This is a genomic window from Paenibacillus polymyxa M1, from assembly GCF_000237325.1.
GTDB classification, from domain to species: domain Bacteria; phylum Bacillota; class Bacilli; order Paenibacillales; family Paenibacillaceae; genus Paenibacillus; species Paenibacillus polymyxa_C.
Map to the genome: position 1 here is coordinate 5,513,299 of NC_017542.1, position 12,167 is coordinate 5,525,465.

Annotated in this window: 9 protein-coding genes; 1 reads left to right on the plus strand and 8 read right to left on the minus strand. The window is 39.5% G+C overall.

The genetic code is table 11. From position 1 onward, the window contains the following. The first annotated feature begins 39 nt into the window (after positions 1–39). A complete protein-coding gene (locus PPM_RS24800; RefSeq protein WP_013373576.1) occupies positions 40–384 on the plus strand; it encodes a hypothetical protein in 345 nt (114 codons plus the stop codon). A gap of 247 nt (positions 385–631) precedes the next feature. Here PPM_RS24800 and PPM_RS29720 read toward each other — a convergent pair whose 3' ends face one another. From PPM_RS29720 to PPM_RS24835, 8 genes are read right to left on the minus strand one after another with little or no spacing between them, the layout of a single operon-like run. After that, the gene (locus tag PPM_RS29720; protein ID WP_013373577.1) at positions 632–778 is read right to left on the minus strand and encodes a hypothetical protein; all 147 of its coding nucleotides are present in this window, start codon (positions 776–778) and stop codon (positions 632–634) included. Positions 779–806: 28 nt separating this feature from the next. After that, positions 807–2,201 (minus strand): hypothetical protein, encoded by a 1,395-nt coding sequence (locus tag PPM_RS24805; RefSeq protein ID WP_013373578.1) that lies wholly within the window; start codon positions 2,199–2,201, stop codon positions 807–809. 21 nt (positions 2,202–2,222) lie between these two features. After that, complete coding sequence (locus PPM_RS24810; protein ID WP_013373579.1) at positions 2,223–4,244, minus strand: hypothetical protein; 2,022 nt, start codon at positions 4,242–4,244, stop codon at positions 2,223–2,225. Between the two features lie 17 nt (positions 4,245–4,261). After that, on the minus strand, positions 4,262–5,341 hold the full coding sequence (locus PPM_RS24815) for a hypothetical protein (RefSeq protein WP_016324873.1): 1,080 nt from the start codon (positions 5,339–5,341) through the stop codon (positions 4,262–4,264). Positions 5,342–5,400: 59 nt separating this feature from the next. Continuing rightward, the gene (locus PPM_RS24820) at positions 5,401–6,588 is read right to left on the minus strand and encodes a hypothetical protein (protein ID WP_013373581.1); all 1,188 of its coding nucleotides are present in this window, start codon (positions 6,586–6,588) and stop codon (positions 5,401–5,403) included. A 26-nt stretch (positions 6,589–6,614) separates the two neighbouring features. Then, entirely contained in the window at positions 6,615–7,802 is a 1,188-nt protein-coding gene (locus PPM_RS24825; protein ID WP_013373582.1) for a hypothetical protein, read from the minus strand. A 24-nt stretch (positions 7,803–7,826) separates the two neighbouring features. After that, the gene (locus PPM_RS24830; protein ID WP_013373583.1) at positions 7,827–9,239 is read right to left on the minus strand and encodes an NADase-type glycan-binding domain-containing protein; all 1,413 of its coding nucleotides are present in this window, start codon (positions 9,237–9,239) and stop codon (positions 7,827–7,829) included. A 15-nt stretch (positions 9,240–9,254) separates the two neighbouring features. Further along, positions 9,255–12,140 carry a phage baseplate assembly protein V gene (locus PPM_RS24835; RefSeq protein WP_013373584.1) on the minus strand — a complete coding sequence of 962 codons (2,886 nt, stop codon included), beginning with the start codon at positions 12,138–12,140 and terminating at the stop codon, positions 9,255–9,257. Positions 12,141–12,167 lie beyond the last annotated feature (27 nt).

The following is a 12,167-nucleotide window of genomic DNA, read 5'->3' on the forward strand; positions in this document are numbered from 1 at the left end:
TGGGACTTTGTAACTGTATGTTAGGAGAAGATTACATAAATGAACATACCTTTTAAGTTATGTCTAATACTTTTTATGGGGCCACTTATTCTAGCAGGATGCGGGTCCTCAGTATCTCAAGAAAAAGAATTAATAACCGTTGCCACTCCCATCGGCGTGGAGTTTATTAAAGAACACTATAATGCTGATTTTATACTAAAGGATTATACTGTGGATGATCCTGCTGTCCACTCAAGAATATATCTGTATGGGTACATTAAAGGTCACGAAGACAGCAAAATTACTATTTATTACAGTTATAAAACCAAAGAAGTAATCGACGTCTCTGGACCAGATTGGTTTATCGACAGCGAAGTTCCCAAATACAAGACCCCTTCTTCCTGAGAAGGGCTATTATAAATTTCACCGTCTAATTTTTCCCAAATTAAGAAGTAGTATAATTATAGTGCATCCTATTTACGAGCGATATAGCCGGGAGGAAAAATAAGTATAAAGTCATTGGATTCAGTATTTCTGGTCATAGTACATAGCTTAGGCGGAATAGGTCTTTGTAACTGTATGTTAGGAGAAAATTGCATAGATGAACAAATAAGGCTCCTTAGGAGCCTTATTCCCTCGTTGCCTGACACATTTACCGTTTTTCACTTTGGGTGCGAGGCTGATTTATATGAATAAAAGGATATTCGCCTTTGCTTATTTTACGTTTCCATTCTTGGACCATATCTTCCTGGGTCGACGGTTTCTCATTCACGATTGCTCCTGTAGTTACTTTAGCCATGCTCCCCCCCCTCTCTTGGTGGTTTTATTTACTGCGTCTTTATCTTTTCTCCAGTCATTTTAATGTTTCCGTCCATTTCAACCAAACTCGTTTTACATTTTAAACCGATGGCATCTTTGGCTGTGACTTGTATTGTGTTACCCGCATTGAGTACTAGGTTTCCATCAGCCTTAACACGGATGTCCTTTTTACTCCGCAATTCGATGCCGTGGTCATCTAGCAGTCGAATCACCACTTCATCGTCGTTCCCCGTGATTAAAATTTCATTTTTCTCAAAAATAATGGCTTTGCGGTACTTGGTCATAAAGATCTTCGTGGACGGGTCCTGAATAAAGTCGCCCCCTTTGGATCTCTTGCGGATTGAATGAGTAACAATGGCGTCCTTTTCTTTAGCGGTCGGAAAGTAAATGTCTACAAAGTCAAACAACTCCGGCATACAGTACCATCCTGTATTTCCTTCCGATGTATAAAATGTAGCCGTTGGGAAAGCGTAGGTTTCCTTGACATTTGGCTTGACCTTATCCATTTCATAAAAGAAAACCTTCACGTGGTCCTGCTCGATTCCAATAACCTTCGATTTTAACGAGATACCACGAATGCTTTCATTTACAATCAAATCCTGCTTCATTCCATCCAATGTAGTCAGTACATATTCATGCCACAAAGCACTATGGCGTATAAACGCAACCGATTGCAGGACGTATAATGCTTTCCCTTTAAATTTAACCTCCGCCCCAATTTGCAGTAGGGCATCTCTAGCCCCTGTCGTTTGCACTTTATAATATAAAAGGTTGTCATCCTTGCTAGCTCCTGGTTTGGTTTTTCTGGTCATGGAGTAGTTATACTGCCTGAGGTCACCCTGATTGACACCATCCGGTAATCCAAAATAAAACTGAGGTTTTTCACCAATCGGATCAGGTATTAGTCCCCAACCGAGCCGAGACGCTATACGTTTCAAAAACGACCAGTCTGTTTCGTCGAATTGCATCGTAAATTCCTGTAAAAGCTGATCTTTTAAGCGGCTCGTACAATTGGCTTTGGGATAGGATTTGAGCACGTGTTCAAGCAATGCTTGCAGCTTCATCTTTACATTTTGAAAAGATTGTCTATGCGGTATTTCATCCATCTGGCTTGTATAAGATAGAGCTTCGACAACCAAATGAGCTACATTGGATACCATCTTGATTCTGAACTGCGTGACTGGCCCTCGAAATAGCACACTCTGGTTATGATCGTCATTCATATAAGAAACAACTAACTTCGCCCCTGCTTCCATATGATCTGTATATTCTTCCATTTGAGCACCCGTTAACACACCTGTCAAGAAGACCTTCACATGCTCATTCATTTTCTGTACAACTTTAATTTTTGGATTTTTAAGAGATAAAACTGTTCCATTATACTTGATGATTGGATATCCCATGTTACCGCTCCTCTATGTCGGTTAGTTTACGTTTATCCGTTGTTTGCTTACGTATTGAACCACATCTTTAATGGTTCGATTATGTCCCTGATCGTTAAGAGTCTCATCTAATGCAGGAATTGTGGTAAAAGTTTTATTTTTTTTCTGAAAATATATGTCCGCTATAGGGAATGGTTTTGCACCATCTGGTCCAGTGCCCGTTTCATAATAAGCAATAATGATAATGTCTTTTAAACCATCCTTATTTACATCCCTAAAGGCTACCGCTTCTATAACCTCATCAGCATACCACCATTCATTTCCATACATATCTGGAAATGAATATATAATACGTTCTCGGTCATCTAATAGGAAAAAGTAGTTTTTAGGAATTTCATTTTCCCTTGTTTTAGTCGATACAAACCGTACTTTTCCAAAACCTTCGAGAGTAGTTTGAAAAGACTGCGACTCTTCAATTTCATATTGGTCGGTATTCAACTTTTCACCGCCAACTGTGGAAACAGACTGATCTTCAACAGAACTTAGTTCACTCCATAGTTCCTCATTCTGCCTGATATTCTCTGGAATTTGTGCCAAACGAATTTCATACTCCGCATGGTCCCCTACCATATGTGCCATAGGCACACTCATCCCCAATGAATCATTTGTGAAATAACTAAACGATCCCATTTCTACTTCCGCAATCGAACCTTTGGTTACATCCGCGTTTGCTAACAATTGAATCAAATCATCTTTTGTGAAATCACCGATTAATCCTTGTTGCTCCGGCTGAACAGCTGTATTCTTCCCGCTTTTTATAAGCTCAATAAAAGGGTTCTCGACCTTTACCAGATCCCTCAATCTTATTCTTGAAGCCTGCTTCATATCCAGGTTCGTCGTATAAAACATATGAGTAGGATAGGCTGCGTCCTTCACATAACGAATACCCATATATTGAACGCTCAAGAATCGTTCACTTTGTCGTTTGATCTCATAATCCATTTCAACATGGACTCCAGAATTAGAATCCGCATAGTTTTGTAATCCTTCTAAAGCGTCAGTCTTAAGAATTTGGTTTAAAGATTTTTGCTTTGCAATATCCTTGAGTTTTGTAATTTGAGGGTATTTAATCACGATCCCATTTTTTGAATATTTCTCTTGAATGAGCCCATAGCTTTGCGTTTCATTATGAGCATCCGAGGCGGTGCTATATTCGGAATCAATACGGACTTCTCCACTTTTGGAGAACTCAATGATAAGGCTTTGTTCAGAATCATCACTGTTTATTAAGAAACCATCGCCGTGGTCTAAAACTCCGATACTCATGCTATCATGTTGTCGACTCTCTAAAATAATAGGCTTCTTCATATCCTTGTTCAGTTCCCACGCATCCGGGAGCTTCATCATACCTATATCTATACTTTTCTGCGTCCACTTTTGTCCAGACAACTCCCACAAATCAACAAATACGGGGTTTGGATGATATGTGGAGACATGCCCCCCTAACCACAACTTTACTCCTTGGTCTGAATCTCGAACCACAAAGTCTGTAGTCAATTCTGGCCCGCCACCCTCAATCATCTGAGCATGTACAAGTTGCTTCGTACTCCACCACTGAATAAATGTGTATTTATCTCCAATCGTACCTGTCACCGTTTTAGGTGCTCTATAATTCATAACCCTAACGTTGAGCTGCCCGCTTTTTAACGGAAACGATTTTGTTAAGATAGTGAGATTATTATCGAACTTTTCTACTAATTCTTCATCCTTCATCTCTACACTTTCTGGCTCGTTTAACAACAAATTAAGTTCCTGTGTGAACTCCTCAAGCTTGTTTTGTCTGATATCAGAATCCTTATTCTCATCGTTGACTATGCGAAGTTTTTTCACTAACGTGTCCAGCTTTTTCGAATAGGAAATCGTTTTATCGTCATTTTGGAGAGAAAGCGCATGATTTGTTTCAGTTGCTGGAGACTCCTGTTCCTTCATGCACCCATTCAGCACCACACAGGAAATGAGTAGTAACAGGACATAACAAATTCGCGCATACTTCAAGTAACTCATGCTGGAGATCACGCTTTCTACAATTTATCGTTCATCTCTATACTCATAATCTTCCACTTGCCTGACTGCTTTTCTAACGTAAAAACAAGTCCTTTGTCTTTTTTCTCTTCACTTGAATTACTTCTTACTAAGAAGGTCCGCTGATTAGCCTCATTAGCAATCTCTTTTATGTTCAGATCTAATCCCGTATAGTCCATAGCGGAAAAATCTATGATATCTTCAAAATGATTTTTCGGGCTTGCCGACAATGCAGTGAATTCCGCCATTTCAGGTAAGTGTATAAAGAAGCGATTCATAAGATAATGATCCTCCAAATAATTTTGAATAATATCTGTAGGAACCATGGGATATACAAATTTTTTATTCTTATTTTCATATAGGACTTTTGTTTTTTCGGGTCCGGTGCTGTCGAATTTTTGATATGTTATTATCGTATGTTGTTGAGTATCCTGAAAACGGTAGTAACTCACATCCTCATAAACACCATCTTTATTAATATCCTCCAGCTTCCTGATTCCTTGCCCTGTTGCTTCTGGATAATTGTAATTCAGATTGTTAATTCGGTTATGGTCTAAAGTAAATATAGAGAAGCCTTCTGCCTCATTCACTTCGCTAGTTGAATATACAACTATAAATTTTTGTTCTGTTTGATCCAGCTTCATAATTTTCATGTCTGTATTAAGATGTGCAACCATAACTGGGTCCTCTAATTTACCAATGATATGATACCCAGTATCCTCCCGGGCTACAAATATGTTATCAATCTCCTCTTTTTCTAATCCAAAAGCAAGCACATATTCCGGCTTTCCATCACGATCCAAATCTTCTTTTAATACTTTTTGAAGCTGCTCATTTTGAGGTTGGATTTTTTTTATAAACTGGTCTAATGTGTTAGAATCTGTGACGTAATTTCCATTTCTTTTGTTAATCGGATTCACAATATTGCTATTTCGATCTTGTTTTTGAGCAGCAGACTCTGGCTCAGTCACAGCTTTTTGCTCTATCACTTGAGTGCTAGGTTTGGTGGGGTCAGCTGCCTGCTGCTTCTCATTCGTAGGTTTTTCCGAACATCCATTCAAAAACAGACTAGATAACAATATTAAAAATAATATTCTATTAATAAAGTTGATTTCAAAAAACCCCTTTTTATATTCAATTACTGCACTTTTATACGTTGTTTGCTTACGTATTGAATGACATTTTGAAGCGTTTGATTATGGCCTGTTTGATTAATATTCTTATCCAATTTAGGAAGAGTAGTGTATGTGTTATCTTTTTTCTGAAAGTAAATCCCCGCGACAGGCAGTGTCTCTATTCCGTGTGCATTAACTCCGGTGATATAATCAGCAATAATAACAATATCCATACGTCCATCCTGATTCAAATCCTTAAAGCCTACTGCCTTGATCTTGTCGATCATCCTACCGTTGTTACCATAAAATTCGGGGAATTCGTATAGTATCTTCTTTTTCACATATTTGTCACTGTTAACTTCCAAAAAAAACTTTCCTTGGATCAGATCATTTGTTTCCTCATCTTTTAATGTAGATACAAACCTCACTTTTCCCCAGCCATTAAGAGTAGTGGTAAAAGATTGTCCTTCTTGAATAGTGTATGGTTCTAGATCAGGGTCGGGCTGAGCATCTTCTTCTACATAATCAGCGCTACGTTGCTGCCTTATGGATTTCTCCATGTTATATTCTATGAAAATATTATTTACTTTTTCCGTTTTAGTATCCCACCGAATCCTCAAATGTAAGCCATTCTTGGAGTAAAGCAGACTCCCATTTGTTACAATACTCGGTTTGCCGTAGAGCTGTAGTACTTTGCCAAGTGTATCACCGATTTTCAAGCCTCTTTTCGTTTTAAACTTGGGATTCTCCAAACTCACGGCTACTAAATAGCTTTCACCATCCACCAGTTCCTCCCCTTCAAGTTCAATCTTAGATAAAACTACAAATCTTATTTCTGGCTCCTCATAGTTAGGATAGGATAGACTCCATCTTCTATATGTTCCATTCCCACTATCATATCCTCTATTGTTAGCTTCAAATCCTTCACTGTAACCCCACTTATGGATAAGTTCTTTAATATCCGTATTCTTATCAATCTTATGTGATCGATATGAGACTTCAAAGTCGTCGTCCTGAAGGGACTGCGGATCGGCAGATGCAATATTCTGGGCTTTTTCGACTTTTTCACCTCGATAGTTCCCTGTGCTCTCGTCTTTGACGCTAACTGTTTTCTCACTTTTATAATTATTGATACTTATAGAACCGCACGCAGTTACTCCAAAAATCATTACAAGCATTATAATGAAATAACCGTAACTTGGTTTGTACACTTCTTCTCCTCATTTCGAATTGTGATTTATCTTTCACCGACGATACTCCACTCATTCGTATCATTTTTTCTGCTATCGTTACCATTTTGGGTAGGTTTAAATTTAAAATCAGGAAGCTTAATACCTTCGGATGCAGCAATTTTCTGAGTTACACTTTTATCAAGACTCAACAGATATTGTTCATAGTTAGAAGCTTCATTCCCACTAAAGGTATTGTATATTTTCCGCACATTCTCACCCCAACGGTTATCGCTAGCGTATATGCCACATTCAACTCGCTTAGATTTCATTCTAAGAATCGGCGTGAACCAATTACAGTATTGAAAAACGTCTCCTTTGCCTGTAATACCTCTCAATTTATTGTTTTTTACTACTGCTTGCCTAAATTCCTGACCATAGTATATATAGCCCAATATCTTTCCAAATACTAAACTATTGGCTTTCATTAAATCTCTGGCATAATTAGTTTCAGCACCATGCTCACCATCGGCCGCTCTATTTGTACTACTAGTGTTAAAACTGCCAGTTCCTTCTTGGATAATAATTGCTAACAAAAAACGGGGATCAATCTGAATATCATATGTTTCTTGTATCTTCTTTGTAGCTTCCCATAAACCATGCAACTTTTCCTGATTCCATTTCATTTTGGTGAAATTTAATGAGCGCCTTTTGAATGTTTTTTCAGCCTCAGAACTACCGTTATATTGAAATTCAGCAGGTATCCATTTTCCTGCCGGAGTCTTTACGTTCGGTTTTGCAGTTTCTTTCGATTCGTTGGTAACTGACACCTCCGACGATGTATTTTCAGTAGTATCGATCAAACCAAGTTTCTCTCGTATAGCTCGTCCTGCCTTCTCGGCAGCCAGCTTTCCCCTAATATCTCCGCTTGCCTCCGCAGTCATCCAACGAACGGTTTCTTTTTTCATTTCCTCTTGAGCCCACTTGGGGAACGTAGCCATTTCGTGTAATTTGCTTCGAAGTCCTTCTGCCAGCTTTTGCGCTTTGCGCATGCCAACCTCGTCACCATTAGCTTGAGCGATGTACCAATCCTCTTTGTATTTACGCAGCCAGGTCTGGGCCCAATCAGGATAATTCAGTTTTTGTTTCTTTTGTTCTGCCGCCAGATCAAAAGCCTTTGCTTTCCTGTGTGCATTAGCAGTTGTTAAAGCTCTCAACATAGGGGTAGCACCAAACGTTGGTTCTTTCCATTTCATATGTCTTCTCCTTTTTTACGAATACTAAAAGAATCGTATCTCTGACATACAGGTATCGTGATATTTGCTTCCTCGCTCTACGGCCTCAATCGTTATTTTCACGAAAGAGGTATGAATGGGGTTATCAAGAAATTGGTTGCTTATAAAATCATTATCTATCATCATGGTCTGCCCGTTTGAAAACTCCAGTTTCATTCGTTTAACTCTATTATTTGCTTGGAAAGCTTTGGATGACTTAGCTAAACCATTAATAAGCTCAAACCCCTTTAGTTCTTGCATAGAGCCGAAATCAATTTTGATCCACTCCCCGATCCCGTCTCCTTTAACGCCTTCACACCAGGCTGTACTCACATCTCCGTCCATGATGTTACGGGCAGCATAGGAGTTCCCTGCCTGATCTGGAAGTGTAGATGAAGCAACAATTTTCTGTGCCGGAATGCTTTTCCGATATTTCATCAAATCCGTTGTAGTTTGTATCCATTGCACAGGAGCCACAGAATACCCTAACCTCTGCATTACATCAAAGTATTTTACACTTTGGCCAGTGTTGATATGGTGCTGTTCTATCTCTTTTTGAGAGTTCAAATAAACCATTCGTTTGCCATCCATAGTTAAAGTAAGGCTTCCAGTCACATCTGCCAGTACTCTTTTATTTCCATTCTTCAAATCTAATAGATATGTTTTATTATTACTGGAAGAAGAGTACAGCAGTAGATCATTATAAAGCCATTGTTCAATCCAAATCCCCTCTGTCCCCATGCTGACTTGTTTAACTTTTTTATTATTCACCAAATCATAAAAGACTAGGTAACTATTACTCTGAAGACATAGCTTCATACTATCAGGAGAAAACTTTGGGTTTTTAAGATTAGCAAAGCCTGTTACATGATTGTACAAATCAGCGAGTTTTTTAGCAGACTTCTCCTTTATAATATATTGATATAAAACCCCATTTTCTGCGTAGACACATCTTTTTAAGTCAGGAGAAATCAAAAAATAATCAGTAGTTACTGGTATATTAAATTCGATTGTCTTCTGGAGTGTCGATAAATTAAAAATTTTAACCATTAAATAATTCGAATCGTGTGATTCTCTGCATAGGATAATATGGCTACCATTAAATAAAATACCATTTATATACAGTTCATCTTTTGGATAATCTCCTTTTTCACTCACATACAGCTTATCGATAATACTATCTGTGTTAATGATATCATCACCATTTAAATCGTCCATGTTTTCCAAATATTCTATAGGTTCGTTATCATTTTCACCCCGGAATAGTATCCAGTTTGTTGGCATTACAATTTTATTATCATTTGTTGTCTGAGCTACTTCACTCTTATGTGCCGTACTTTGTATTTGACTACTTTCATCAGAGTGATAACACGCGGATAAAATCAACAATGCAACAATGCATATTAATATTCCTTTCAATAGTCAAACTCCTCATTATCTTTTTTTCGTTATGCTTTTTTTCGTCCTATCTTTTCTGTCAATGATAGCAAGTCCGTAAATTTCTTCGTTGATGTACTTGTCTTCTAATGAGTGTTTTACCACTCCTACAGCGATAAGAAATTGAGTGAACTCATATTTATGAATTGTTATACAACCAGTTGAAGACTCGTGCTTAGGCTTAGAACTGTCTTTATTGAAACCCTTATGGATGTTGATACCAGTAGCTGTGTGCTTTTTATTTTGCATAATTGACGGAACGCCCCCTCCGTTCCTAATGCGTAATGCTGGATATGTTCCACGGTGACGTCCACTTTTAAATTCATATACCCCCTCGTTTACCGTGGCAGCCTCATTTTCATAATCTGGAAGTGTACTTGCATTATTGCTTGTATATTTAATTTCTCCATCTACCACCACAATAGCCGTCGCTCCATACCGTCCTTCCTGATGATCGTCCTGTGCATAACTATACGAACCATCTCCTTCAAAGAAAAACACAAGGGGTGCCTTACGGTTCGAGGACAATTTCTTTTGAACAATGCTGTTATTTGTGTAATCGTTTATTCTGAACAGAGCTCGAGCCTGATTACCTTTTATACCCTTACTATTTATATAATTTTCAATCTTTTTCACTGCTACCAATCCATCTTTATAATCATTAGGATCAAGTGGCTTCGGTTCTTCCTTCGCTGGCTTTTCAGGAGTAGTTGGCGGCTTCTTGCCCGGTTCCGTTTTCGTTGTTGTCGTCGTTGTTGGAACTGTTGGCGTTGCAGGCCTGCTAACCTTAGGCCATGGAAGAATCCCATTGGCTACTTGATGCAGGTATACGGCCAGCACATCACGACCATATCCCTTATTCTCCAGCCCATATTTTTTCGCAAAATCATGCAACGCAGCATTAAGCTCCTTATCCCAATCGCCTGTAGTTGGTAGCTTGTACGAGAAGCTGTCTGGATACTTCTTGGCAAGCTTGTTCAAATTATCTCTGGCAAGCAGGCTGTTCACACCATACTTACTACGCAGGCCAGCCGCTTCCTTAGCAATAGCCTTTTGATCGGCGATGGTCAACTTATGGGCCGCATCTGCGTATTGTCCGGACAGCTCCTCCAGCCGATTCGCATCCTGATAGGATTTGGCTGAATGCCCACGAATCAGCTCGTTGATTAGCACGTTGTCACGCAGTTGGTTGGCGAGAAGATGCATCTGCTTTTGCTTAGCTTTATCGTTGGTGCTGTGCCCTTCCCACCACTGGGACGTGTATTCGTGCATTTGCACTCTGGCCCAGGCAGGCATACGATCTATTTCTGCCACCTGTTGGCGCAATTGCTTGGCCTTGGCTGCTGCTTCCTTGGCTCCCTTTTTATCCCCTGCTGCCACGGCTTTGTAGTAGTCCGTTTTATATTGCAAAAGCAAATTCTGCACCCATTGCGGATACCCTTTTCCCTTCAATTCTTGAACCAGGGATTTATAGGCTTTTAGTTCGGCATCAGGCACCTGACTTTTCATAAACTTACTAGCCTTGATATGAAATGTTCCATCGGTTCGGATATAGCTGGTTTTGCAAGTTAGAGATATTTCACGCGTAGCGTTCATTTGTACTTTTTTGCCGTGCAGCACCAGGTCTGTATCGGCGTGAAAGGTGAGATCATGGTGACTATACACGTGAATACCGGATGCAGGGTTTAAGCGTACAAGTATTTTTTCTTTCTGGGTGGAGAGGGCTAATTCCTTATCATCGAATCTCGCCACTTTTTGTGTTTTGGTATGGAACAGCTTTCTTGACGGCTGGCTGATTTCATCTCCTTTGTAGTCTCTCTTACGTAGGGATTGAACTACACGAGCTTCCTTTTCATTGTTGGATGGAAAATACAAATGGACATGATCCCCCAGCTCAGGCATGCAATGCCAACCGATCCCAGCACCGGTATACATGGTGGGATAAGAGAACCAGCACCCTTCGACTTTGGGCTGCATAGAATCCACGGACAAGTGAAGTTTAACGGATTCGTTTTCACTATTTAAATCAATAACTTTCCCTTCAATAGAGGTACCTTTAATAAACTGATTATGTATAACCTCCCTCGGAATACCCTCTTCTGGAACGAGAACATAGTCATAGGTCATAATACCTTGCTTCATCTCTGCATGAACCTGATCAATAACCCAATGTTTTCGTCGAAACAAGACTACATCTCCAAGTTCAAAACGTTTCGTATCCTCCACTTCAGCATATGTATACCGGGGGCCTGACTTTGTTTTTTGGAGGGAAAAGTTAATGCTGCGTAGTTCACCTTTCACCTGTTCTTTCGAGGTACCTAACCATAATCTCGGGTATACGGATGTAATCTCGGCAATCAACCCGGAGTGTAGATGAGAGGCCATTCTTTTCAGAAACTCCCAATCACTCTCCCCATACTGAATAGTAAAGCCGCCGAGCTTTTGATCGCTGTCTGTCAGGTCAATAAAATCGCCATGTGGATAGGTATCTATAAGTTCCCGAAACAATTGATAATACGTCAAGTTCCCGTTTTGAAAAGAACGATTTTTCCGTTGTCGATCCAGTATATATGTAAAAGAGGCCGCCTCTATGTACATGTGATATACACCATTTTTAAATCCAATGCTAATATTGGTGACGATTCCTTTAAAAATGCTCACTGTCCCTTGATCTTCATCTATCTCGTATACCTCTAGCACATCTTCATCATGCGCTAAACCATCATACTTAGCATGGTCCTCATCCGGTATGAGAGCAGTGATGTACACTTTGCCGTGCTCATTTACCTTCTGTGTCAATTGAATATCCAGTAGCCGGACGATTTCATACGGTGCATTTACTCTAATATTGCCATAAGTCAGCACAGTTCCAGCCAGTCCCATCTTCTTCCCCCCGTTTGCTCTTCACGT

Excerpts from the sequence above, each read along its gene's own strand:
- PPM_RS24800 (WP_013373576.1), top strand. The coding sequence starts at position 40 with ATGAACATACCTTTTAAGTTATGTCTAATACTTTTTATGGGGCCACTT.
- PPM_RS29720 (WP_013373577.1), bottom strand. The coding sequence starts at position 778 with ATGGCTAAAGTAACTACAGGAGCAATCGTGAATGAGAAACCGTCGACC.
- PPM_RS24805 (WP_013373578.1), bottom strand. The coding sequence starts at position 2,201 with ATGGGATATCCAATCATCAAGTATAATGGAACAGTTTTATCTCTTAAA.
- PPM_RS24810 (WP_013373579.1), bottom strand. The coding sequence starts at position 4,244 with ATGAGTTACTTGAAGTATGCGCGAATTTGTTATGTCCTGTTACTACTC.
- PPM_RS24825 (WP_013373582.1), bottom strand. The coding sequence starts at position 7,802 with ATGAAATGGAAAGAACCAACGTTTGGTGCTACCCCTATGTTGAGAGCT.
- PPM_RS24835 (WP_013373584.1), bottom strand. The coding sequence starts at position 12,140 with ATGGGACTGGCTGGAACTGTGCTGACTTATGGCAATATTAGAGTAAAT.